24 protein-coding genes are annotated in these 24,368 nt (G+C 65.2%); 13 read left to right on the top strand and 11 right to left on the bottom strand.

The genetic code is table 11. The features are described 5' to 3' along the window. The first annotated feature begins 74 nt into the window (after window positions 1-74). Both AAFG07_RS10650 and AAFG07_RS10645 read left to right on the top strand, forming a co-directional pair. Complete coding sequence (locus AAFG07_RS10650) at window positions 75-494, top strand: zinc ribbon domain-containing protein (RefSeq protein ID WP_342727226.1); 420 nt, start codon at window positions 75-77, stop codon at window positions 492-494. An 18-nt stretch (window positions 495-512) separates the two neighbouring features. Next, entirely contained in the window at window positions 513-1,652 is a 1,140-nt protein-coding gene (locus AAFG07_RS10645) for a thiolase family protein (protein ID WP_342727225.1), read from the top strand. A 25-nt stretch (window positions 1,653-1,677) separates the two neighbouring features. Here AAFG07_RS10645 and AAFG07_RS10640 read toward each other — a convergent pair whose 3' ends face one another. Beyond that, complete coding sequence (locus AAFG07_RS10640) at window positions 1,678-2,313, bottom strand: TetR/AcrR family transcriptional regulator (RefSeq protein WP_342727224.1); 636 nt, start codon at window positions 2,311-2,313, stop codon at window positions 1,678-1,680. A 251-nt stretch (window positions 2,314-2,564) separates the two neighbouring features. Between AAFG07_RS10640 and AAFG07_RS10635 the strand changes: the two genes are divergently transcribed. From AAFG07_RS10635 to AAFG07_RS10600, 8 genes are all read left to right on the top strand, one after another. Next, the gene (locus AAFG07_RS10635; protein WP_342727223.1) at window positions 2,565-3,875 is read left to right on the top strand and encodes an FAD-dependent oxidoreductase; all 1,311 of its coding nucleotides are present in this window, start codon (window positions 2,565-2,567) and stop codon (window positions 3,873-3,875) included. Window positions 3,876-3,880: 5 nt separating this feature from the next. Further along, window positions 3,881-4,735, top strand: a complete 855-nt coding sequence (locus AAFG07_RS10630; RefSeq protein WP_342727222.1) for an ABC transporter ATP-binding protein — start codon at window positions 3,881-3,883, stop codon at window positions 4,733-4,735. Continuing rightward, a complete protein-coding gene (locus AAFG07_RS10625; protein ID WP_342727221.1) occupies window positions 4,732-5,526 on the top strand; it encodes an ABC transporter ATP-binding protein in 795 nt (264 codons plus the stop codon). Before AAFG07_RS10630 ends, AAFG07_RS10625 begins: the two co-directional genes overlap by 4 nt. Next, complete coding sequence (locus AAFG07_RS10620; RefSeq protein ID WP_342727220.1) at window positions 5,526-7,460, top strand: AMP-binding protein; 1,935 nt, start codon at window positions 5,526-5,528, stop codon at window positions 7,458-7,460. The genes AAFG07_RS10625 and AAFG07_RS10620 overlap by 1 nt, the downstream gene beginning before the upstream one ends. After that, entirely contained in the window at window positions 7,461-8,333 is an 873-nt protein-coding gene (locus tag AAFG07_RS10615) for a branched-chain amino acid ABC transporter permease (protein ID WP_342727219.1), read from the top strand. Then, window positions 8,333-9,379, top strand: a complete 1,047-nt coding sequence (locus AAFG07_RS10610) for a branched-chain amino acid ABC transporter permease (protein ID WP_342727218.1) — start codon at window positions 8,333-8,335, stop codon at window positions 9,377-9,379. The genes AAFG07_RS10615 and AAFG07_RS10610 overlap by 1 nt, the downstream gene beginning before the upstream one ends. A gap of 34 nt (window positions 9,380-9,413) precedes the next feature. Then, window positions 9,414-10,574, top strand: coding sequence for an ABC transporter substrate-binding protein (locus AAFG07_RS10605; protein ID WP_342727217.1), 1,161 nt, complete (start codon window positions 9,414-9,416; stop codon window positions 10,572-10,574). 202 nt (window positions 10,575-10,776) lie between these two features. After that, a complete protein-coding gene (locus AAFG07_RS10600; RefSeq protein ID WP_342727216.1) occupies window positions 10,777-11,520 on the top strand; it encodes an NAD(P)H-dependent oxidoreductase in 744 nt (247 codons plus the stop codon). Between the two features lie 13 nt (window positions 11,521-11,533). On the opposite strand, the gene AAFG07_RS10595 is transcribed toward AAFG07_RS10600, so the two are convergent. From AAFG07_RS10595 to AAFG07_RS10550, 10 genes are all read right to left on the bottom strand, one after another. After that, window positions 11,534-11,851 (bottom strand): hypothetical protein, encoded by a 318-nt coding sequence (locus tag AAFG07_RS10595; protein WP_342727215.1) that lies wholly within the window; start codon window positions 11,849-11,851, stop codon window positions 11,534-11,536. A gap of 56 nt (window positions 11,852-11,907) precedes the next feature. After that, window positions 11,908-13,101 carry an acyl-CoA dehydrogenase family protein gene (locus AAFG07_RS10590; RefSeq protein WP_342727214.1) on the bottom strand — a complete coding sequence of 398 codons (1,194 nt, stop codon included), beginning with the start codon at window positions 13,099-13,101 and terminating at the stop codon, window positions 11,908-11,910. Next, window positions 13,098-14,033, bottom strand: coding sequence for an alpha/beta hydrolase (locus AAFG07_RS10585; RefSeq protein ID WP_342727213.1), 936 nt, complete (start codon window positions 14,031-14,033; stop codon window positions 13,098-13,100). The genes AAFG07_RS10590 and AAFG07_RS10585 overlap by 4 nt, the downstream gene beginning before the upstream one ends. Window position 14,034: 1 nt before the next feature. Next, window positions 14,035-14,787: an SDR family oxidoreductase gene (locus AAFG07_RS10580; RefSeq protein WP_342727212.1), complete on the bottom strand. Its 753-nt coding sequence runs from the start codon at window positions 14,785-14,787 to the stop codon at window positions 14,035-14,037. 3 nt (window positions 14,788-14,790) lie between these two features. Beyond that, window positions 14,791-15,585 carry an enoyl-CoA hydratase-related protein gene (locus tag AAFG07_RS10575; protein WP_342727211.1) on the bottom strand — a complete coding sequence of 265 codons (795 nt, stop codon included), beginning with the start codon at window positions 15,583-15,585 and terminating at the stop codon, window positions 14,791-14,793. Window positions 15,586-15,598: 13 nt separating this feature from the next. Beyond that, entirely contained in the window at window positions 15,599-16,096 is a 498-nt protein-coding gene (locus AAFG07_RS10570; protein ID WP_342727210.1) for an aromatic-ring-hydroxylating dioxygenase subunit beta, read from the bottom strand. Further along, window positions 16,096-17,355, bottom strand: a complete 1,260-nt coding sequence (locus AAFG07_RS10565) for a Rieske 2Fe-2S domain-containing protein (protein ID WP_342727209.1) — start codon at window positions 17,353-17,355, stop codon at window positions 16,096-16,098. The genes AAFG07_RS10570 and AAFG07_RS10565 overlap by 1 nt, the downstream gene beginning before the upstream one ends. A gap of 188 nt (window positions 17,356-17,543) precedes the next feature. Continuing rightward, window positions 17,544-18,053 carry a hypothetical protein gene (locus AAFG07_RS10560; protein ID WP_342727208.1) on the bottom strand — a complete coding sequence of 170 codons (510 nt, stop codon included), beginning with the start codon at window positions 18,051-18,053 and terminating at the stop codon, window positions 17,544-17,546. Next, window positions 18,050-18,976, bottom strand: coding sequence for a phosphotransferase family protein (locus AAFG07_RS10555; RefSeq protein WP_342727207.1), 927 nt, complete (start codon window positions 18,974-18,976; stop codon window positions 18,050-18,052). The genes AAFG07_RS10560 and AAFG07_RS10555 overlap by 4 nt, the downstream gene beginning before the upstream one ends. A gap of 137 nt (window positions 18,977-19,113) precedes the next feature. Further along, a complete protein-coding gene (locus AAFG07_RS10550) occupies window positions 19,114-20,667 on the bottom strand; it encodes a long-chain fatty acid--CoA ligase (protein WP_342727206.1) in 1,554 nt (517 codons plus the stop codon). Between the two features lie 202 nt (window positions 20,668-20,869). Between AAFG07_RS10550 and AAFG07_RS10545 the strand changes: the two genes are divergently transcribed. From AAFG07_RS10545 to AAFG07_RS10535, 3 genes are read left to right on the top strand one after another with little or no spacing between them, the layout of a single operon-like run. Continuing rightward, window positions 20,870-22,093: an ABC transporter substrate-binding protein gene (locus tag AAFG07_RS10545; protein ID WP_342727205.1), complete on the top strand. Its 1,224-nt coding sequence runs from the start codon at window positions 20,870-20,872 to the stop codon at window positions 22,091-22,093. A gap of 55 nt (window positions 22,094-22,148) precedes the next feature. Further along, window positions 22,149-23,264 carry a hypothetical protein gene (locus AAFG07_RS10540; protein WP_342727204.1) on the top strand — a complete coding sequence of 372 codons (1,116 nt, stop codon included), beginning with the start codon at window positions 22,149-22,151 and terminating at the stop codon, window positions 23,262-23,264. Then, window positions 23,264-24,190 carry an acyl-CoA thioesterase domain-containing protein gene (locus tag AAFG07_RS10535; protein WP_342727203.1) on the top strand — a complete coding sequence of 309 codons (927 nt, stop codon included), beginning with the start codon at window positions 23,264-23,266 and terminating at the stop codon, window positions 24,188-24,190. Before AAFG07_RS10540 ends, AAFG07_RS10535 begins: the two co-directional genes overlap by 1 nt. Window positions 24,191-24,368 lie beyond the last annotated feature (178 nt).

The following is a 24,368-nucleotide window of genomic DNA, read 5'->3' as shown; positions in this document are numbered from 1 at the left end:
GCGGCCACTTCTTGCTTGCATTCAAGCTAGATTAATGTTTGTTGGTCAGTCAACAAATTTCTTGGAGGAAACGCATGCAACCGAACAAGCTACTGAAACCAGGGCTGTATTCCGCAGCATCTCATGACCAGGCGGGGGCGATAGTCCGCCTCAAGGGCGGCCGCTGCCGCTGCGGATACGTCTTCTTCCCGATGCAGACCTATGGCTGCGAGCGCTGCGGCAGCCACGGCGATGCGCTGACGCCTTGCGAACTCTCGGCCAAGGGAACGCTGCTTGCGGAAGCGACCGTTCACCTGCACGCCGACAAGAACCGGCCGGCTCCCTTCACCATCGTCAAGGTCGCGCTCGACGACGGCCCAGTCATTCGCACCCTGCTGGCCGAGGACAGCGCGCCCGTCGCGCCGGGCCAGCGCGTGAGCGGCAGGCTCGCCGCAATCGGACAGAACGAGAGCGGCGAGACCGTACTCGATCTCCGCTTCAGCATCGCATCCTGATTGATCCGGAGATTCGCCATGACACGATCACTCAACGAGCTGCGGCCGGTCTACGTCGTCGGCATCGGCTGGCATCGCTACCAAAACCCGAGCGAGACGCCCTACGTGGAGCTCGGCCTCACCGCGATCCGCGCCGCGCTTGCCGATGCGCGCATCGAATGGCCTGCGGTCGAATCGACCTATGTTGCGACCGCGCTGCTCGGCATGGCGTCGGGACGGCCGATGCTGCGCCATCTCGGCGCGACCGGCGCGCCGCTGATGCATGTCGAGAATGCGTCGGCCTCCGGATCGACCGCGTTCCGCCATGCCTGTATCGAGGTCGCGAGCGGCATCTCCGACGTTGCGCTGGCAATTGGCGTCGACAAGCGCAACCCGGTGCGGCGCCCGGACACCGGGATCGGAAATCTCGCCGAGGACGCCATCGTCCCCTTCACGCATTTCGCGCTGCTGACCAATGAATACGCGGTCCGCCACAACGCCTCGACCGAGGACATCGCGCGGGTCGCGGTGAAGAACCACCGCAACGGCGCCAAAAACCCCAATGCGCAGCGGCAGCAGGAGCGCACGCTCGACGAGGTGCTCGGCGGCAAAAAGGTGTCGGGCTCGCTGACGTCGCTGCAATGCACGCCGATCGGCGAAGGCGCCGCCGCCGTGATCGTCGCATCCGAGGACGGCATTCGCAGGCTAGGCATCGACGCCGGCCGCGCCATTCGCACCACGGCCTCGGTCGGCCGCAGTGAGCGGGTCTATCCGCCCGGCGCCGGCTTTGACGCGGCGCTCACCAAGGAGACCGCCGACCTTGCTTTGGCGCAGGCCAAGCTAACACCGAAGGATCTCGACATCATCGAGCTGCACGACGCCTTCACGGTCGAGGAGCTGCACTACATCGAAAGCATCGGCCTCTGCCCCGAGGGGCATGGCGTTCGCATGCTGAAGGACGGCGCGCTCGATATCGGCGGGCAATGCGCGATCAATCCCTCGGGCGGCCTGATTGCGATGGGGCACCCGATCGGTCCCACCGGTATCGGCCAGATCGGCGAGATCGTGATGCAGCTGCGTGGCGAGGCCGGCCCACGCCAGCATGGCGGCGCGCGCATTGGGCTGGCGCATATGGTCGGCGTCGGCGCGGTCTGTTACGTGCACATCCTGCAACGGTGACGCCGCCGCTCGATGACGCGCCAGCTCACGCGCGCTGGCGCTGCGGCCGCGCGGCGTCCTTTGCCGGCACCGGCATGGTGAAACCGTACAGGAACAGGTCCACCACCATGTCGGCGAACTCGCCGGGGTCGACGCCGCCCTTCGGGTCGTACCAGGTGTGGCTGAAGTTCAGGATGCCGAACAGCATCATGCTGTAGATCTTCTTGGTCCGCTTGACGATCTTGCCTTCCTTGTCGAGCTTGACGAGGAGGTCCGAGACCGTGTCGACGAGCTGGCGCTCCAGCGCCTTGATCGCATCCTGCTCGGTCTCACCGAGGAACGAGAGGTCGTTGAGGATGACGCGCTGCTCGTCGCTCGAGCGCGCATTGAGCGCGACGATGGCCTGGATCGCGGCGCGGAACTGTTCCAGCGTCGCCGTCTTGCCGGCCATCGCGGCCTCGACATCGGCGATCATCTCGCGGATATGCGCATCCAGGATCGCGAACAGGATCGCTTCCTTCGAGTCGAAATAGTGATACAGCGCGCCGCGCGACAGCTTGCATGCATCCGCAAGATCGGCGATCGAGGCGCGCATATAGCCTTGCCGCGCGAACAGGCCGCAGGCGGTGGTGAGGATGCCCCGCTGGATCTCGTCGTAATTTTCTGAGCGCGTCCGCGCCATACCTGTTTCTCTCGTACACCATCGGCGCCGCCGGAATCGGACGACACCCGTCTCTCTATACTACTGCCGCTCCACGCCCTCCTCCCCTTTGCGGGCGCCATCCACCAGAACTCTTCCATCGCTCGCCACGGCGCGCGACCTGCGTCAAAAAATAATTTGAACGACCGGTCGGATTATATTAGAGTGCCTGCCATCAAGCAAGCAGATTGCGCACGCCGGAACCAACCCGGCGGCATCGAGGGAGGCTTCGCGTGGATTCTCATAAGGTCGATGCTGTCGTGATCGGAGCCGGCGCCGGCGGGCTGTGCGCCGCGGCGCGGCTTGCCCATGGCGGGCTGCATACGCTCGTCGTCGACGACAAGGACCGGCTCGGCGGGCGCGCCTCGACGGAGGAGATCGACGGCTTCAAAGTCAATATCGGCGCGATCGCGATCGAGTTCGGCGGCGTGTTCGAGGAAACCTTCCACACCGTCGGCGCGCCGCTCGACATCCGCGCGCCGGAGCCTGCGAGCTCGTTCTTCATCGACGGCAAGGTGATCGATGTCGGCCGCGGCGGCTGGTCGCTGCTGCTCGGGCAGCTCACGAAACAAGCCTCGCGCATCCTGGAGAAATTCGCCGATGCCCGCTCCGGCAACCTGCCCGACGGGCGGCAATCGACCGAGGACTGGCTGAAGGGCTACACCAGCAACGCCACGGTGCACGCACTGTTTCGCAATCTCTGCGCGGCGATCTTCGCCTGCAACGCCGCCGAGCTGCCGGCCCGCGCCTTCCTCACCTATTTCACGAGCAAGGGTGCCTTCAAGAAATTCGGCTTCTGCCCGCAGGGCACGATCGGCGTCTGGAACAGCCTCGGCGGCGCGATCCGGCGCAATGGCGACATCTGGCTCGGCACGCCGGCGACCACGATCCACACCGCCAACGGCCGCGTCGAAGGCGTCACCGTGCTCCGGAACGGCGAGAAGGTGCGGATCGACACCGACCTCGTCATCAGCAACGCCGGACCGAAGGCCACCGTCGCGCTCGCCGGCAGCGAGGCGTTCCCGGCGGACTACATCGCCAAGGTGAAGAACGACCTTCGCCCGGCCGCCAACATCGTCATCAACATCGCAAGCCGCGAGCCGCTGATCAACCATCCAGGCATCGTCACCTTCGGCAAGACGCGCCGGCTCTGCAACATGGCGAACCTCTCCGCCACCTGTCCCGAGCTGGCGCCGCCCGGCTGGCATCTTTACGTCGCCTATGCCGTGCCGGTGCCGGCCCTCGGCGATTTCGACTCCGATGCCGAGGTCGCGCTCGCGCTCGAAGATCTCCGCGAGCAGTTCGCCAATTTCGACCACGCGAAAATCCTCTCGATCCGGGTGATGCGCGACGACTGGCCGGCGCAACGCAGCTGTGCCGGTTACGATCTGCCGCGCGAAACCGGCATCGAAGGCCTGTGGTGCGTCGGCGATGCGGTGAAGCAGTATGGCAATGGCGGCACGCAGGCCTGTGCCGAGACCGCGAAGATCGTCACCGATGCGATCTTCGCCGCGCGGCCGCACCGGTCGGCCGGCCGGGTCTGAGCGCGATGCCGACGACCATTCCGCATTCGACGCCAACGGCAGCGCCCCAGGCCGCGCCGGCGCCGGAGTGCCTGCTCGAATTCCGTAACATCCGGATCGTCTACGACAACGCGATCGAGGCGATCCGCGATGTCTCGATCGCAGTGCCCGAAGGCAACATCGTCGCCCTGCTCGGCTCCAACGGCGCCGGCAAGTCGACATTACTCAAAGCGATGTCCGGCATCCTCTACACCGAGGAAGGCGTGATCGAGAACGGCAGCATCCGCTTCCGCGACGACGAGGTGCATCGCCTCGCGCCGGACGAACTGGTCCGCCGCGGCATCGTGCAGGTGCCGGAGGGCCGCCGCGTGTTCGCGGCGCTGACCATCGACGAGAATTTGCAGATAGGCGGCTACACCAGGACCGGCGCGGAGGCGCGCGAGCGCCGCGACACGGTGTTTGCGCTGTTCCCGCGGCTCCATGAGCGGCGCGACCAGATCGCCGGCTACATGTCCGGCGGCGAGCAGCAGATGCTCGCGATCGGCCGTGCGCTGATGACCGATCCCGTGCTGCTGGCGCTCGACGAGCCGTCGCTCGGCCTCGCGCCGCTGATCATCGACCGCATCTATGAGGTGATCGTCCGGCTGCGCGACGAGCTGAAGATGACCGTGCTGCTGGTCGAACAGAACGCGCAGCGCGCGCTCGACATCGCCGACTACGGCTACATCCTGGAGACCGGGCGCGTCGTGCTCGACGGCACGGCAAAAAGGCTCACCGCCAACGAGGACGTCCAGGAATTCTACCTCGGCGTCTCCTCCACCGGCCGCAAGAGCCTGCGCGACGTCAAGCATTACAAGCGCCGCAAGCGGTGGCTGTCGTGACCGCGCTGCTCACAGTCGAGAACCTCTCCAAGCGCTTCGGCGGCCTGCAGGCGGTCGCCGATGTCAGCCTTGAAGTCGCGGCGGGCGAGATCTGCAGCGTGATCGGCCCGAATGGCGCCGGCAAGACCACGCTGTTCAACATGATCTCGGGCGTGCTGCGGCCGAGCGGTGGCCGGATCACCTTCGACGGCATCGACCTTGCGACCATTTCGCCGTGGAGGTTCGCCGCCGTCGGCATCGGCCGCACCTTCCAGAATCTGGCGCTGTTCAAGCACGGCACCGTGGTCGAGAACATCCTGACCGGCCGCCACACCCATCTGCGCTCGACCGTGCTCGACGCCGTGGTGTTCTTCGGCCGCACCCGTAAGGAAGAAATCGCGGCCCGGCAACGGGTCGAGCACATCATCGAATTCCTTGAGATCGAGCATATCCGGGACGCCGTGGTCGGCACGCTGTCCTACGGCCAGCAGAAGCGTGTCGAACTCGCCCGCGCGCTCGCCTGCGAGCCGAAGCTGCTGCTGCTCGACGAGATGGTATCCGGCATGAACCAGGAGGAGACCGAGGACATCGCGCGCTTTGTGCTCGACATCCGCGACGAGCTCGGCATCACCGTCGTGATGATCGAGCACGAAATGCGCATCGTGATGGACATCTCCGACCGCATCCATGTGCTGAATTTCGGCCGCAAGATCGCCGAAGGCACGCCCGACGAAGTCAGGCGCGATCCGGCGGTCGCGGAGGCCTATCTCGGCGGCCAGCGCACTGAAGCGATGGCAAAGGCAGGCGCGTGATGTCGACGATGGACAGCCTGCGCACCGTTCACCCACCGCTGCAGGCCAACGCCGCGCGCAGTGCGCCTGCGGCAGGCGCCGACGCGCTGCAGGCGGCGCTAGCGGATGCCGCCATCACTATCCCGCAATTGCTGCGCCAGCGCGCGGCCATGCATGGCGATGCATTGGCGCTGCGCGAGAAGGATTATGGCATCTGGAATCCCTATTCCTGGCGGCACTATTACGAGACCGCGCGCGCGGTCGCGCTCGGCCTGCTCGCGCTCGAGATCAAGCCGGGCGACCGGGTCGCCATCGCCGGCGAGAACACGCCGGAATGGTTCTACGCCGATCTCGGTACCCAGATGATCGGCGCGGTCGCGGTCGGCATCTATCCGACCAATCCCTGGGTCGAGCTGCAGTATATCGTCAAGCATTCGGGCGCCCGGGTCGTCGTCACCGGCGATCAGGAGCAGACCGACAAGGTGCTCGACGCGATGGCCAACAATGGCGGCCTGCCGGATCTGGAGGCCATGGTCTGCGTCGACATGAAGGGCCTGCGGCATTATCGCCAGTCCGAGCTGATGTCGTTCGCCGCGCTATGCGAACGCGGCAAGACCTACGCCGAGGCGAACCCTGAGGCCAACGCCACCCTCGATCGCCTGATCAGCCAGGGCGCGCCGGACGATGTCTGCATCCTCGTCTACACCTCGGGCACGACGGGCCCGCCCAAGGGCGCGATGCTGACCCACCGCAATCTCGTCTACGCCGCCTATGCCTACGCCAAGACCGTCGGGATTGCGGACAAGCCGTTCGAAGCGGTGAGCTATCTGCCGCTGTGCCACGTCGCCGAGCGCTGCTACGGCACGGTGACGCATCTCGTGCTCGGCGGCACCGTGTCCTTTGCCGAATCGATCGACACCGTCGCAATCAACATCCGCGAGATCGCGCCAACGTTCTTTGTCGGCGTGCCCCGCATCTACGAGAAGCTGCAGCAGGGCTTTCTGTTCCGCCTCGGCGAGAGCGGCCGGCTGCGGCAGGGCTTCACCAAGGCCTGCCTCGCCTGGGGCCGCACGCTGTCCGATCGCCGGCAGGCCGGCAAGGAAGGCTGGCTCGATCGTGCCGCCTACGGGCTGCTCTATCTCCTGATGTTCCGCAATCTGCAGCGCCATCTCGGCTTCGCTTACAGCCGGCACCGGCTGTGCGCCGGCGCCTCGATCTCGCCGGAGACGTTGCGCTTCTTCGACATCATCGGCCGTCCGGTGTCGCAGGGCTATGGGCTGACCGAAAGCGGCGGCGTCGCCTTCATCCAGACCGAAAGCCACCACCGGATCGGGGGCTGCGGCGTGCCGTTGCCGCAGACCGAATGGAAACTCGACAGCGACGGCGAGATCCTGCTGCGCAACCCCGGCGTCTTCAAGGGCTACTTCCTCGACGAGAAGGCCTCGACCGCCTCGCTGGAGCAAGGCGGCTGGCTGCGCACCGGCGACATCATCGAGATAACAGACAACGGCGAGATCGCGGTGGTCGACCGCAAGAAGGCGATCATCATCACCGCCGGCGGCAAGAACATCGCCCCGTCGGAGATCGAGAATGCGCTGAAGGATTCCGAATTCATCAAGGAAGCGATCGTGGTCGGCGAGGCTAAAAAGTACCTCGGCGCCATCGTCCAGGTCGATTACGACAATGTCGGCCGCTGGGCGCGCGATCGGGCGTTGGCCTACACCAATTACAAGTCGCTGTCGCAGCTGCCCGAAGTGCACGAGCTGGTCGAGCGCATCGTGGGCGAGACCAACAAGCGCTTCGCCCGGGTCGAGAATATCAGGCGCTTCGCCATCCTCGAGAAGGAGCTCGATCATGACGACGGCGAGCTCACCGCAACGCAGAAGGTGCGTCGCGCCATGATCGAGAAGAAATTCGCGCGCGAGCTCGCCATCATCTACCAGGCGGAGGGCTGAATGCAGTATCTGATCCAGCTGCTGATCTCGGGGCTGGCGATCGGCGCAATCTACGGCCTGATCGCGATGGGCTTTGCGGTGATCTACAAATCCACCGGACTGGTCAATTTCGCGCAGGGCGAGATGACCATGATCACGGCCTATATCGCCTGGACCATCTCGACCACGGTCAGCGGCAATGTGTTCGTCGTCGCGGTGGGCGCGATCCTCGCCGCGGTGCTGCTCGGCCTCGTCATCGAGCGCCTGGTGATGCGGCCGATGCTGGGCGAGCCGGTGTTCGCGACCGTGATGGTCACGATCGGGCTCGCCGTGATCCTGCGTTCGGCGATCAACTTCATCTGGGACGCTTACCCGCACGGCCTCGATATCGGCATGGGCCGCGGCATCGTGCATCTCGGCGGCATCGGCGTGCGCACCGGGCAAATCGCCGTCATCGTCACGCTGCTGGCGCTACTGGCCGCGATCTGGGCGTTCTTCCGCTACAGCAAGGTCGGCGTCGCGATGCGCGCGGTCGCGGCCGACGATCGCACCGCGCTGTTGATGGGCATCAGCGCCACAAAGGTCCATGCGCTGGCCTGGGCCGCGTCGTCGGTGATCGCCGGCATCGGCGGCGTGTTCTTCGCGCTGTCCTACGACCTGTCGCCAGCGATGTTCCAGCTCGGGCTGAAGGCGTTTCCGGCCACGATCCTGGGCGGCCTCGATGCGGTGCTCGGCTCCGGTCTCGGCGGCCTCCTGATCGGCATCACGGAAAACCTGGCGGGCGGTTATGTCGGCTCCGGCATGAAGGAGGTCGCGGGCTTCGCCATGATCATCGTCGTGCTGATGATCCGCCCGTTCGGCATCTTCGGCGAACGCGACATCGAGAGGGTCTGATGCGCACCGGTGATTACATGCAGAGCTATGGCGAACTGGTCGCGCTGGTCGATTCCCCGCCGGTGTGGCTATGGTCGGCCGTGCTGCTGCTAGCGCTGATCGCAGCGCCTCATCTGCTGAATTCCTACGCGCTGTCGTTCCTGATGATCATCCTGATCACGGTGACCGGCGCGCTCGGGCTCAACATCCTGACCGGCTACACCGGCCTGATCTCGCTCGGCCATGTCGGCTTCCTGGTCACCGGCGCCTATGCCTACGCGGTGCTGGTCTCGAAGTACCACATGCCGCCGCTGGTCGGCTTCCTCGGCGCCGGCGTGGTGCCGGCGCTCGCCAGCCTGATCGTCGGCGCGCCGTCGCTGCGGCTCAAGGGGCTCTATCTCGCCATCACCACGCTCGCCTTCTCCTTCATTATCAACACCGTGATCCTCGAGATGCGCTGGCTCACCAATGGCGCCCGCGGCATTCAGGTGCAGCGGCCCGAGATCCTCGGCATCAGCTTCGACAGTGACGCCGCCTTCACCTATCTCTGCCTCGCCTTTGCAGCCTTGACGCTATTCGCCACTCTCAATATCCGCCGCAGCCGGGTCGGCCGCGCCTTCGTCGCGATCAGGGACAACGACACCGCGGCCCGCGTCATGGGGATCAACCTGCATGCCTACAAGCTGTTCGCCTTCGTCACATCGGCCTTCATCACCGGAATCGCCGGGGCGCTCTATGGCATCTACCTCTCCTTTGTCAGCGTCGAAGGCTTTCCGTTCCTGCTCTCGATCGAGGCGCTGGCGATCCTTATCGTCGGCGGGCTCGGTTCGGCGCTCGGCGCCGTGCTCGGCACCGTCCTGATCGTGCTGCTGCCGGAAGCGACCAGGCTCCTCTTCAGCCTGTTCAGCGCGCAGATGGACGCGACCTTCACGACCGGTGCGCAGGAGCTGAAGAGCATGCTCTATGGCCTCGTCATCATCCTGTTCCTGCGCTTCCAGCCGAGGGGGCTGGTCGGCGCCTGGCACGACATCAAGCGGACCTGGGTGCACTGGCCGCTGCGCTACTAACCAAAAAAAAGACGCACACCATGAGGAGGAGACAATGATCAGACATCTGGCGGCGGCCTCGCTGCTGCTCTCGACAGCCTGCCTTGCCATCGGTCCCGCTGCTGCCGCCGACCCTGGTATCACCGACACCGAGATCCTGATCGGTGACGTCGAGCCCCTGACCGGACCGCCGGCGCTGCTCGGCGTCGCGGCCTCGATCGGCCACAAGATCGCGATCGCAGAAGCCAATGCCGCCGGCGGCATCAACGGCCGCAAGATCAAGTACGTGCTGGAGGACGACGGTTACGTCACCGCACGCACCATCCAGGGCGTCAAGAAGGTCATCGACGTCGACAAGGTGTTCGCAATGATCGGCATCTCCGGCTCGGGCCAGTCGATCGCTGTGATGCCGGTGCTGGAGAAGTCCGGCATCCCGAGCGTGATCGACGTCGCGCCGGTGAAATTCCTGTGGGAGCCGCCGCGCAAGAACGTGTTCGTGGTCGGGCAATCCTACGAGGAAGGCATCATCCACCTCGTCAACTTCCTGGCCGACAAGAACCCCGGCAAGAAATGGGGCCTGATCACCCAGGATGACGATTACGGCATCACCGTGCGCGACGGCTTCGATACCGTCGTCAAGGCCAAGAAGCTGAACGTCGTCTACAGCGGCAACTACAAGAAGGGCCAGCAGGACTTCTCGTCCGACATGCTGCAGCTGAAGGATTCCGGCGCCGAAGTCTTCCTGGCCGGCGGCATCATCAGCGAGAACATCGCGATGATGAAGGAGCTCGAGAAGCTCAGCATCAAGCCGGTGACCGGCATCTTCTGGCCCGGCCGCATCGAACCGGTGCTGAAGCTGATGGGCCCGGCCGGCGACGGCATCTATGCGGTCGACTATGTCGAGCCGTTCGCGGGCGAAGCCGGCAAGGCATTTCTGGAGAAGGCCAAGCCGCTGGTGTCGGAGGCCGAGTTCAAGGGCATCAATCGCTACACCATGACCGGCTATGCCGCCGCGAAGGTGCTGATCGCGGCGATCGAGCGCTGCGGCAAGCAACCGACCTGGGCCTGCACCATCGCGGAGCTGGAGAAGACCAGGAATGTCGAGACCGGCGTGATGGCGCCAATCAGCTTCGGCCCCGGCGTCCGCTTCTCCAACCAGAAGCTGCAGATCATGCAGGCCGATACGGCGACACTCAGCTTCAAGCCGGTGCAATGAGCCGCTTCCGCGAACTCCCCCCACCTCTCCCGCTTGCGGGGGAGGTCGTATCGCATCGAAGATGCGATACGGGTGGGGGCTCTCTCCTCACAATGAGTGTCTCCTGCGGAGATACCCCCACCCCAGCCCTCCCCCGCAAGCGGGAAAGGGAGCAGAGCGCCGTTGCGGCAATGTTGAGCATCAGAATCGGTGAAGTGAGAAGATGAGGGTCCTGATCGTCTTTGCCCATCAGGAGGCGCAGTCGTTCAACGCTGCGCTGCTGGCGCGGTCGGTGGCGGAGCTGACCGCGCTCGGGCACACGGTCCGGATCTCCGATCTCTACGCCATGCGCTTCAACCCGGTCGCGACCGCTGAGGACTTTGGCGAGCGGCGGTTTCCCGATCGGCTGCAGTATGACCGCGAGCAGAAGCACAATCTGCAACAGGACTCGCTCAGCGGCGACATCGTCGGCGAGATCGAGAAACTGTTGTGGTGCGACCTCCTGATCCTGCAGTTTCCGCTGTGGTGGTTCTCTGTCCCCGCCATCATGAAAGGCTGGATCGACCGCGTGTTCGTCAACGGCACGGTCTATGGCGCCGGTCGCCGTTACGATACCGGCGGCCTCGCCGGCCGCCGGGCCATGATCGTGACCTCGACCGCCGCCTATCCTGGCATGTGCGCGCCCGATGGGCTGGTCGGTGCGCTCGACGTGGTGCTGTGGCCGATCCAGAACGGCATGCTGGCCTATGCCGGCTGCAAGGTGCTGCCACCCTTCGTGTCGTATTCGGTGAATTTCGTCGACGAGGCGACACGGCACCGCTATCTCGACGACTATGCCAAGAGGCTGCGCCAGCTCGAGACCACCGAGCCACTGTTCTTCCATCCGCTCGCGGATTTCGGCGAGGACTGGCGGCTGAAGCCGGGGATCGCGGCGCGCACCATCGGTCAGGGCAAGCCTATCGGCTAAGCGCGTAAAGGTGCTATCGGGATTTGGTCGGCATGGGCGCCTGAGAAAATGCTTTTTGCAGAGCGGGCAGCCGATCTAGCAGGCCCATATTTTCGGCGACGCGCTCCAAATCGCGCCAAAAGCCGCCACGGGCTGAGCTGAGATGGCCGAGCGTTTCAAGGACATCGAGCGCCAGCTCGAGTTCGTTGTGTTCCAGAAACTCCCGGTATTGGGCCAGAAACGCTATGCAGGCTTGCTCGTGGTCTACGGGTGCGTCCGGCAATGCACGTCGTGCACGCTCAAGCAGCGTTTCAGTAACCTTCCAGCTTTTGACCAGCTCGGGGTCTGACATCGACCTATCTGAAGGTGGATGAAGTGCGTCTGCTCAATATGACATCTTTACCCGTTTCACATCCGCTTCGCCACCTCTTCCAGCATCACCTCGGTGGCGCCGCCGCCGATGGTCAGCACGCGGGCGTCGCGCACCATACGTTCGATCGGCGTGCCGCGCATGAAGCCTGAGCCGCCATGCAGTTGCAGGCAGCCATGCACGACCTCGTGCAGCACCTCCGGCGATAGCGCCTTGACCATCGACACTTCGCGCAAACACTCCTGCCCGGCCGCCGCAAGCTCGGCAGCCTGATAGGCCAGCGCGCGCGCGGCTGCCGCCTTCGCCGCGAGCTGGGCGAGCTTCAGTCGCACGCCCTGCTGGTTCCACAGCGGGCCGCCGAACGCCTGCCGCGTCTTCACATAGTTCGTCGTCAGCTCGATCGCCTTGGCGGACTCGCCGGCGCAGATGCCGCCGATGCAGATGCGCTCGTTCTGGAAGGTCTCCATGATGCCATAGAAACCCTTGTTCTCCTCGCCGAGCAGGTTCTCAGCGGGGACGCGCACATCCTGGAAGGCGATCTCGGCGGTGTCCGAGCAGAGCCAGCCATGCTTGTCGAGCTTGGTTGCCGTGATGCCCGGCGTGTTGCGCTCGACGATGAACAGCGAGATGCCGCGGCTGCCCTTGGCGTGCGGATCGGTGCGCGCCGCGACGATCAGGAGATCGCCATAGACCGCGTTGGTGATGAACATCTTGGCGCCGTTGATCACCCAGTGATCGCCGTCGCGCCGCGCACGCGTCTTCAGGCCTGCGACGTCGGAGCCCGCGTCCGGCTCGGTCACCGCGATTGAACAGACCGTCTCGCCGCTGATAATCGCAGGCAGATATTTCTGCTTCTGCTCCGGCGTGCCGCGCAGGCTGATGTGCACCGCCGACATGTCGGTATGAACCAGGATCGACGAGGTGAAGCCGCCGAAGCTCGAGCGCCCGAGCTCCTCGGCGAACACCATCGAGGCCAGCGGCCCCATGTCGGTGCCGCCATATTCGGCCGCATGGCGCATGCCGAGGAAGCCGAGCGCGCCCATGCGGCGATAGATCTCGCGCGGGATCTTGCCGTCGCGCTCCCACGCCTCGGCATGCGGCACCACTTCCTTCTCGACGAAGCGGCGAACCTGCTCGCGCAGCATGCGCAGCTCCTCGGGCAGATTGGGCGGCTCCGGGAAATGGAATGCGGTCTCAGAGAGCTGGCGCGGATCCGAGGTCATGACGTTCATTGTGGCGCCCTCTCATGGCCGATGTGAAGATGGTTGCGCAGAAAAACTGCGAGGGATGCGATCGCCTTTCGCGCCTGCGGAATCTCGGGGAACATCTGGAAGACGTGGATCATGCCGTTCCAGACCTGTAGTTCGACGTCGACGCCGGCAGTCTTGGCGCGCGCAGCAAGGTTCACTGAATCGTCGCGGACGGTTTCGCGGTCCCCGACCTGAACCAGAAGCGGCGGCAGGCCGGTGAGATCGGCATAAAGCGGCGAAGCCAGCGGATTACGGGGATCGCCGTCCTTACCGAGATAGTTCTTGGCGAGTGCCAGGATCATCGCGCGCTGGTGGATCGGATCAGCCTCGGCCCTGCTCTCATAGCTCGCGCCGCTCGCTGCGAGATCGGTCCACGGCGACATCAGCGCGCCGACGGCGGGGAGCGGCAGGCCGCGGTCTCTCGCTGCCAGCATTGCAGCGAGCACGAGATTGCCGCCGGCCGAGTCCCCGGCGAAAGCGATATCGGCCGGACGCAGTCCCTGATCGCACAGATGCTGATAGGCCGTCAGCGCATCATCGAGCGCGGCGGGAAACCGATGCTCCGGCGCGAGCCGGTAATTGATCGAAAGCACGCGACAGCCGGATGCATCCGCGATCCGCGCTGCCAGCTCGCGATGCGAGGCGACCGAGCCGATGCGGAAGCCGCCGCCGTGAAAATAGAGCACCGCCTTGTCGCACGGTGCCCCTGGCGGCACCAGCCATTCGCCGTCGATGCCGCCGGCGGAAACCGGCTCGCATCTCACCGGCACTGAGCAGCCGGCAAAGGCCGCATCCCAATCGCTGCGCATCTGCGCCACCGATGTGTCGCGGGTCCAGCCGCGATAGATCGCACGCACGCGCTCGATTGCGTGATCGACCGGCGTGATGACGATATCGTCGCCTGTGTTGGCCATCTCAGCCGCCGATACCCATGCCGCCGGACACGCCGAGCGTCTCGCCGGTGATGTAGGCCGCCTGGTCGGAGGCAAGGAACAGCGCGGCGGCCGCAACCTCCTCCGGCTCGCCGAGCCGGCCGAGCAGCGTCGCGCCGGTCATCGCGTGCAGGATCTTGTCGCCGCCTTTTGCCACGGCTTGTTCCAGCATCGGCGTGCGGATCGGTCCCGGCGCGATCGCGTTCGCGGTGATGCGAAAGCGTGCATTCTCGCGCGCGATGCTCCTGGTGAAGGAGATCACGCCGCCCTTGGCCGCGGAATAGACCGCGCCGCCCTTGGAGCCGAGCCGCGCCGCCTCCGAGGTGACATTGATGATGCGGCCGAACCGCGCCGCCTGCATCGCCGGCAGCGCGGCGTGGGTGCAGGCCAGCACCGAGGTGAGGTTGACCGCGATCAGCCGCGCCCAATCCTCCGCCGTGGTGTCGGTGAAGAAGGCGTGCTGATCGACGCCGGCGTTGTTGACGACGATGTCGAACGGGCCGTCCTGCGCCATCACGGCTTGCACGGCCGTGGCATCGCTGACGTCGAGCCCGGCGACGCCGGCGCCGGTCTGGCGCGCAAGCTCCGAGGCTGCGGCGACGTCGAGATCGGCGATCACGACCCTGGCGCCTGCTCCGGCAAAGCTGCGGACGATCGCCGCGCCGATGCCGCGCGCCCCGCCGGAGACGAAGGCACGGCGGCCATCGAGACGCCCGAATGGCAGGATGTCCGCCACGTCTCAGCGCCCCGTGAAGACAGGCTTGCGCCGCTCGATCACGGCAGCGAGCCCTTCGCGCGCATCGGCCATCCCCGAGAGCTCGGCAACGGTACGCGCCTCCTCCGACAGGCATTGCTCGATGCTGGTGCCGGTGCCGGCCCAGACCAGCCGCTTGGTCGCCGCCAGCGCCTTGGGCGCGCCAGCCGCGAGCTCGCGCGCCAGCGCGAGCGATGCATCGGCGAGCTCGGCATCGGGCACGACCTTGGTGACGATGCCCATCTGCAGGGCTTCCGCAGCCGGGATCACCGGATTGGTCAGCAGGATCGACATCGCCCGCCGTAGGCCGACCAGCCGCGACAGCGTGACGGAGACACCGGCATCCGGCGCCATCGCCACCCGCGTCGCGCCGGCGAGGAATTTTGCCGATTCCGCCGCAATCACGATGTCGGAGGCGCAGACCAGGCCGAAGCCGCCGCCGCCCGCCGCAAAGCCCTGCACCGAGGCGATCACCGGCGCCTCCAGCCGCAGCAATCCGGTCACCGCGTTCTGCAGATACGCGGTGGCCTGGCGGATATAGTCCGGCAGCTTCTCGCCCTTGGAGGCAAAGGCGCGGACATCGCCGCCTGCACAAAAGTTCGTGCCCTCGCCGCTCAGCAGCACGACGCGCAGATCCGGATGGCCGTGGCAGACCATGATGGCGTCACACAATGCGCGGAGCAGCTCGGCACTCATGCCGTTGGCCGCGTCGGGGCGGTTGAGCCGCAGCCGCGCGATGCCGTCGGCGATGTCGAGCAGAACGGGACCCTTGTCGATCATGGCGAGACCTTCCCTAGACCAGGAATGAGAGCGTGTAGATCGCCTTGTCGTTGTTGACGAGGATGACCTTCTTGCTGGCCATCCGCAATTCGCCATCGACATGGCGCAGCCGGTATTCATTGCGCGCCGCCCACAGCGTGTCGTCGCGCAGGCTCGATTCGAAGATCAGGCTGTTGCTGGCGACCGCGAGGTCGCCATCGTCCGGCTGCTCGTCCATCAACTCGATGTTGGAGATCAGCCGGCGCAGGTTCGATTGCGGCGTCTGGGTGAAGTGCTTGCCGGTCATCAGCTGCCGGACCCGCAGCGCGATCCGCGAGCGGTTGTCGTAGATGATCGACATCTGCCGCTCCGGGTCGATGTCGGCGCCGTTGGCCGGCACCCAATAGACGCCGTCGTCGGTCCAGAGCTTTTCCCAGGCCTCGTATTGATGTTCGTCCTGCAACCGCGCCTCGCGATAGAGGAAGGCGGTGATGGCGCTCATCAACGTGGCGCTGCTCTCGCGCGACAGCATCAGTTAGGCTCCATCAGCTTGCGATAATGAGTCCAGATGCCGCGTGACGGCACCTCGTCGGTGACGTGGCCAACCGTGAAGCCGGACTCATCCTGCCGCTGGCGCTTCTCGCCGCGGCCGAGGAAGATCCATTCCGGATTGCGCGCCTGCACGCCGCGGTGGCAGCGCTCATACATCTCGGAATCATCCGCGAGCAGGAAGCCGGCCGGGCCGACCGAACCCATGGTCTGCTGGCGCAGCCGGCGGTTCAGATCGGGGGCGCCCTTGAATTGCAGCGCGGTGACATGCTGCACGCTGTCGTCGACGCCGAGCGGCTGGATCACGAACATCTGGATCTCGGCGATGAACAGGTTCGGGAAGATCATCACATGCGGCGTGCCGTCGATCATGATCTCGCGCGCCGCGGTGTCGCCATAGGCGGCCTTCATGCGCGCGGTATAGTCGGGCAGCCGCTCCTCGCTGGTGCCGAACCAGCTCATCGGCGCTTCGCGCTTGCGGAACTCGGGCCGCAGATCGATCTCGGTATGGCCGTTGCCGTAATCACGCGTCAGCGCGGTCGAGGCGCCGCCATAGAGCTTGCCGATCATGCTGTCGGCGACGCCGAAGATCGAGGTGTGCACGAAGGCCGGGTGATAGCCGTCGCACTCGTTCTCCAGGATGAACTTCCAGTTCGCCTTGACGCGATGCTTGAGGAAACCCGCGGTGATTTCGACCTCGCCCTCCGGCGAGGTGCGCACCAGGCGATCGATGGTCTCGGCGGCGCCGCCGAGATGTTCCTTCAGGGTCGGTCCGTCGGCCGCGAACGAGCCGAACACGAAGCCGCGGTAGGACTCGACGCGCGTCACCCGCCCGAGCGCCAGCTGCGACTTGTCCTGCCCCTCGTAACCGTCGGGGAAGGCATAGCCGACCAGGCGGCCGTCATTGGCAAAGGTCCAGGAGTGGAACGGACAGGTGAACGAGCGCGCATTGCCGCGCTCAAAGGAGCAGACCTGGTTGCCGCGATGCGAGCAGCGGTTCAGCAGCAGGTTGACCTTGCCCTGCTCATCGCGCGTCATGATCACGGATTGCGGGCCGATCGATTTGACGACGTAGTCGTTGGCGTTCGGGACCTCGCTCTCGTGCCCGACATAGACCCAGGTCCGGTACCAGATGTTCTTGAGCTCGGCCTCGAAGATCTCTGGATCGGTGTACAGCGATCCGTGCACCCGGTCGGGCCGGATCAGCCGCTCCCATGGCGAGACGCCGGTCATCATGTTCATCGCTCCGTCTCCCTCGCCGGCCGCTTGCAGCGGATGCCTTTACCGGCCGCCAATAATAATCCGAACGACCGTTCGGTCAATGAATAGCACGGGCACAACGAGCCTGCAAGCTTCTTTGCGGACACCGCGGCTGGTTCCCGGAGCAGCGTGCAACGATGCAATCCCCGGTGGACGGCGACGCAACCGTCTCAGCCCTGTGCCACGCCACCGTCGCGCTTGCCGCCTGCGATCTGCTGCAGCATCGACTTCGGCGTCGTCGCAAGCTCGATCTTGAGCTGGTCGCAGATCGCCTGGCGCATCAGCTGCTCGATCCCGGTCGCGCGATCGCGATTGGCTGCGCGCGCGTCCGCGCCGCTCGCCCAGAGCAGGAGCTGCCCCAGCTGCCGGTCGCCATCGTCGCGCAGCGCCTCGATCGCGGCAGTGTCGGACATGTTGCTTGGGATGCGCGGTATCGCTGGAATCTCCGGATGTGCCATGCCATCAGCCAGTCGCTCGACCGCCGCGAACGTATCATCCTGCAGACGCACCTGCTCCAGCAGCGGCCCGGCCTTCCAGTCGGCCGCGAGCTTCAGCCCATTCAGCGCGTAGATCGCGGAGAACACCTGGCCGCGGACGAAATCGTCGTTGCTGTTCGGCACGACATGGCTTTGCAGGGCATCGATGATGCCGTCGATCAGCCGCTCGAAGGATGCACTCATGCCGCGGCCTCCAATGCGCGCTCGAAGGCCCGCACGATCGAGGGCATCTGGCTTGCCATCGCGGCAAGCCGCATGTCGTTGAAGCGATCGACCTCGAAGGCGCGCACCGCGCACATCTGGATCGCCGCCGCCTGATACAACGCGTAGGCCTCGTAGAAGGCGAGGCTCTTGCCCGAGACCGCAATGCCGGAGGCACGCTGATAGAGATCGACCACCTCCGCGCGCTCGAGCACGCCATAGAGCTTCCGGCTCCTGGCGTTGAAGGTCGGCATCATCGCCCAGGCCAGATCCTCATGGGGATCGCCGAGGTGAGTGAGCTCCCAGTCGAGAATGGCGGTGATCCGCCCGTTGTGCTCGATGAAGTTCCCGATCCGGTAGTCGCCATGCACGATGGTGCGGCATGGCGGCTGCGGGCAATTGTCCTCAAGCCAGCGCCCGCCCCAATCGAGCAGCGGATAGTAACGCGCGGTCGGACGCGCTAGCGACGCACGCCAGCCGGCGATCGCGCGCAGCTCGGCGCGTTGGTCACCATATTGCAGCGATGCGAACGGCGTTGTGCCTGCATCGATCCGATGCAGCGACGCCAGAATCTCGACGAACTGCCGGGCGATCGCGCGCTTGTGGTCCGGATCGAGCTCGCTCGCGGCCCAGGGTGCGGGGACGTCGCCCTCGACATGCGCGCAGATGAAGAACGGAAAGCCGATCTCGGCGCCATGCTGTTCTGACGACACCAGCGCCGGAACCGGCACGCCGCTGCCGGCCAGCGCTTGCAACGCATAGACCTGCGGCAGCACCGAGTAAGGCGCAAACAGCCCGTTCGGCGGACCGACGCGCAGGATCAGCTTGCGATCTCCTTCAGAGGAGCGGGCCACAAAGGCATAGGTGATCCAGGAGAAGCCGGACGATTTGCGGCCGAAGCTCATGATCTCCGTCCGGCTCCCTGAGATCCGCGACAGATGCTGCGCGAGCGCAGCGCGCACTGCATCGTCATTAACTGTGATCGGACGAACAGGCTCCGGCGCGGCCGGCGCATCATCGGATCGTTTGGCAGCGTCCTGCATCAATTGACCGACCTCGTATAGCCCTGCCACTTCTCCTCGCGCAGCGCCGACTTCATGATCTTGCCGGAGCCGGTCAGCGGCAACGGCTCGAGGCGGATGTCGACCGAACGCGGGCATTTGTAGCCCGCGATCAGGGTGCGGCAATGCGCGATCACCATGTCCGAATCGAGCCGCGCGCCGTCCTTCGGCACCACGATCGCGTGCACCGCCTCGCCCCATTGCGGATCGGGCACCGCGATGACAGCGCATTCCCTGACTTGCTCGTGCTGGAAGATCGCGTTCTCCACCTCGCCGGAATAGACGTTCTCGCCGCCGGAGACGATCATGTCCTTGAGGCGATCGACGATATAGACAAAGCCGTCCTCGTCCATCCAGGCGCCGTCGCCGGTGTGCAGCCAGCCGTTGCGCAGCACCCGCGCGCTCTCTTCCGGCTTGCGCCAGTATCCGAGCATCACGCCGGCGCCGCGGATCGCGATCTCGCCGACGGTGCCGCGCGGAACCTCGTTGCCCGCGAGATCGATGATGCGGACTTCGACGCCGGGCGCTGCCCGCCCTGCCGATTTGCGCTTGCCCGCCAGCGGCCCTTCCAGCGCGTGGTACTCCCAGGGCAGGATCGTCGCCAGCGCCGCGCTCTCGGTCATGCCGTAGCCCTGGTGAAAGCGCCAGCTCGGCAGCACGCGCATCAGCTTGACCAGCAGCGCATCCGGCATCGGCGAGGCGCCGTACTCGCAATCCCTGACGCTGCTCAAATCATAGCTACCGAACGACGGATGATTGAGCATCATGTTGAGCATGGTCGGCACGAACAGGCAGTAATCCACCCTGTGCTCGGCGATGGTCTTCATCGCGAGCTCAGGTTCGAATTTCGGGATCGTGACGTGAGTGCCGCCCACGAGCGTGAGCGCGATCATCGGCGAGGTGCCGGCCAGATGGAACATGCCGGCCGAGTGCAGATACCGCGTGTCTTCGCGGAACCGCAGCGCATAGATCCAGACCAGCGATTCATAGATGATGTTGGCATGCGACAGCATCACGCCCTTGGGGAAGCCGGTGGTGCCGCCGGTGTAGAAGATGCCTGCGAGATCGTTGTAGGCGCCGGATGCATCCTCAATCGGCGCATGCGCGACGAGCTCGTCATAGCCCTGCATGCCGTTGGGAACCTGTCCCTCGTCCAGATAGACCATCGCGGTGAGTGATTTCGCGCCGCGCAGGCCTGATGCGATCTCGGCAAAGGCCTTGTCGACCAGCAACAGTTTTGGCGTGGAATCGTCGATCGCATAGGCGTTCTCGGCGACCGCCCAACGGGTGTTGAGCGGCACCGCGACCGCGCCGGCCCAGGCGATGGCATAGAGCGCCTCGATATAGAGGTCGCTATTGTGTGCAAGGATCGCGACACGATCGCCGGCCTCGATGCCGAGCCGCCGCAGACCGCCCGCGGCGCAGGCGACGCGCCGGCCGATCTCCTTCCAGCTTCGCGACCGTCCCGCATGGATGGTGCCGGGCGCATCCTTGCGCAACTGCACCGCCGAGATGAGCGCTTGCGTCAGCTTCATGTTTCCTCCTCACCGCCATGCGGCCGCGCGCGCCTGCGGATGTTTCCGTCATGCGTGAAGCCGATACGCCGCCCGGAGATTTCAGTTGATAATCCGGACAGACGGTCTATTATTACACAGCCAGCGCGACGGGTAAAGCCCTTGAAGGCACCGCCGCAGGGATCAACGAGCCCCGCAAAAGAGGGCGTCATGGGAGGGGAAGATGCGGAAGCCAATCACAACGCTTGCCGTGTGGGCGTTCGCGCTCACCGGCGCGCTCGGAACAGCGAACGCCCAGAAGGCCTATGGGCCAGGGGTCAGCGACACCGAAATCCTGCTCGGCGCCAACGCGCCCTACAGCGGACCGGCGTCGATCTATGCGAGCTTCCCGAAGACCATGCTCGCCTATTTTACGATGCTGAACGAGACAGGCGGCATCAACGGGCGCCACATCAATTTCGTAACGCGCGACGACGCCTATAGTCCGCCAAAAACCGTCGAGGTGACGCGCGCGCTGGTCGAGAACGACAAGGTGCTCGCGATCATGGCGCCGTTCGGCACGCCGACCAACGCCGCGATCCAGAAATACCTCAACAGCAATGGCGTCCCGCAGCTCCTGGTGCAGAGCGGCGGCACCCGCTGGAACGATCCCAAGCAGTTTCCCTGGACGACGCCCTACTCGCCGACCTACGTCAACGAATCCCGGATCATCGCGCGCTACGTCCTGCGCGAGAAGCCGGACGCCAAGATCGGCGTGCTGTTGCAGGCCGACGACATCGGCAAGGATTTTGTCCTTGGCCTGAAGGAAGGACTGGGCGCCAAGGCCGACACGATGATCGTCAAGGAGGCGATGTATCAATCGACCGAGCCCACGATCGACTCCCAGATCGTGAATTTGAAGGCGTCCGGCGCCGACACCATCCTGATCGCCGCGCAAAACAAATTCGCCTCGATGGCGATCCGCAAGATCCACGAGCTCGGCTGGAAGCCGCTGATCTTCCTTGGCTCGACCGCGAATTCGATCGCCGGCGTGCTGGTACCGGCAGGGATCGAGGCCTCGACCGGCATCCTGACCACGACCTCCTACAAGACGCCGAACGATCCGGCCTGGGCCAATGACAAGGGCATGACCGACTATCTCGCCTTCGCGGCGAAATACATGCCGGGGATGGACCCGAACGACGTGATCGCGGTGACCGGGTACACCACGGCCCAGCTCGGCGCGATCATCCTGCAGCGCTGCGGCGACAACCTCACGCGGGAGAACGTGCTGAAGCAGGCCACCAACCTCAGCGGCATCGCGCTGCCGATGCTGCTCCCGGGCATCACGATCCAGACCACGCCGCAGGATTATGCGGCGGTCACCGAACGCCGCTTCGCCCGCTTCGATGGCAAGACCTGGGTGCTGTTCGGCGACATCGTGGGCGCGGGCCCGGCCAAGGACTGATCCCGCGCCTCTCATCCGACTGACCGAACCGGCTCAAACACCAAGGACAAGAACAATGCTGACAGCCCAGGACGATCTCATCGGCCACCAGACGCCGCAGCCGTTTGCCAAGGCAGGCGGCGGCGATATCCGCTTCACCGAGCGCTATTGGTACACCGCGCATCCGATCGATGGCAGCGAATTGCTGATCGACGTCGGGCTCGGCTATTACCCGAACCGCAACGTGATGGACGGATTTGCCGGCATCACCATCGGCCGCCGCCAGCACAATTTCCGTGCCTCGCGCCGGCTCGGGACCCGTCCGCTGGAGACCGAAGTCGGCGGGCTCAGGATCGAGATCGTCGAGGGCAACAGCCTGCATCGACTGTCGCTCGCCGACAATCCGTCCGGAATCAGCTTTGCGCTCGAGTTCAAGGCAAGCTTTCCGGCGGCACAGGAGAAGCAGAATTTTCGCGAGCGCGACGGCGTCGTTGCGGAAGACCTCGCGCGCGTCTCGCAATTCGGCCGTTGGCGCGGCTGGATCGTCGCCGACGGCAAGCGCTACGATATCGAGCCCGAACTATGGTGGGGACAGCGCGACCGCTCCTGGGGCCTGCGCTCCGAGATGCGCACCGACGAGACCAGGCCGCCGGTCGCGACCCATCGCAATTTCTTCTGGACCTGGTCGATGTTCCAGTTCGAGACGTCGGCGCTGTCGATCTTCATCAAGGAGCGCACGCCGGGCAAGCCGCACTACCTCTCGGGCACTGAGTTCCGCCGCGAAGCCGACCGATCGGTTTCGCATCGCGAGGTGACCTCGGTCGAGCACGCGATCGAATGGGCCGACGATCCGCTCGGCCAGACCATCGCTGTGGCCGACTTCACCTTCAGCTTCGATCGCGGCGAGCCGCGCCGCGTCAGGATGCACGGACTGCCGACGCGATTTTATCTCAAGGCCGGCATGTATGGCGGCCTGCAGGGCTGGACCCATGGCGACGACCACGGCGAGAACCTTGCCGCGCACGACATCTGGAACCTCGACGATGCCGCGACACGCGCCATCGCACGCACGCTGTCCGACCACGTCGTCCGGCTCGAAAGCGGCAACGAGATTGGATTCGGCATCAGCGAATATGGCGTCGCCGCCGGCTATCCGCTCTATCCGGGACCGCAGAAATTCCCGGCGATGTGATGGACGGGCAAGACATCCACGCTGCGGTAGGGCATGGCGCCGCGTGCGATCCGTGGGATGACAAGGCCGCGGAGGCGTTGGTCTCGCTCGAGACCATCGCGCCGCTGCGCTATCGCAGCCGCTTCGGTGACGGCAACCTCAATGGGCGCTCTTACGGCGGCCAGATCCTCGGCCAGGCCATGATGGCCGCAACGCTGAGCGCGCCCGAAGATCGCCCGGCGGCGATGCTCCAGCTCTTGTTCCTGCGCGGCGCCGATCCGACCCGGCGCATCACGTTTGACGCGGAGGTTCTGCAGGACGGCAAGCGGTTCTCCTCCCGCCATATCGTCGGCAGCCAGGGGGACGGCCGTACCGTGCTGAGCGCGCAGGCTACGTTCTGCGCAGCCCAGCCGGGCCCGCGACACGCAGCGCCGTTTGCGCCGCCGGAAGATCCCGAAAGCCTGCCCGATCTGACCATGATTCCCGACGAACTGATGGCGCAGTTGCGGCCGCTCGGCCCTTATTCGCCGCACATCAAACCCAGCATGGATTTCCGCATCCCCGAGATCGAACGTCAGCTCTCGGCCGAGACGGCAGAGCCGCGCCTGCGCTTCTGGATCAGATGCCGGCAGCCACTCGCCGCCGGTTCCCGCGCCCAGGCCGCGGTGTTCGCCTATCTCTCGGATTGGTGGCTCAACTTCTCCAGCGTCGGCGGCCATCTGCGCGAGCTGCAGGCGCGCGCGCCGCTCTATCTGTCGAGCCTCAACCATTGCATCTGGTTTCATCGCTCATTCTCGCCCGACGCCTGGATGCATGTCGAAACCGAGAGCCCATGCGCCGATGGCGGCCGTGGGCTGTCCATCGCCCGCGTCCATGACCGCGCTGGGTCGATGCTCGCGACCTCGATCCAGGAATCCCTGATGGTGCATCCGGATGGCGACGCGTAGGTCATGCTGCAACAGTTGAGACGGTGTCGTGATCGCGGCTGAGTTGCAGCCGTTGTTCATCGCCGGTTCCATGACCTGTTGAATCCCGGCAACACCGGCGGACAAAATGCGCAATCGTGCGGATTGCGCATTTTGAACCACGACTGTGCCGCATCTCGGTCCAATCCTGCCTATGGGT

This window comes from Bradyrhizobium sp. B097 (assembly GCF_038957035.1).
Lineage (GTDB): Bacteria > Pseudomonadota > Alphaproteobacteria > Rhizobiales > Xanthobacteraceae > Bradyrhizobium.
The sequence above is the reverse complement of the archived record's forward strand: the minus strand, read 5'-3'. Positions and strand labels throughout refer to the sequence as shown.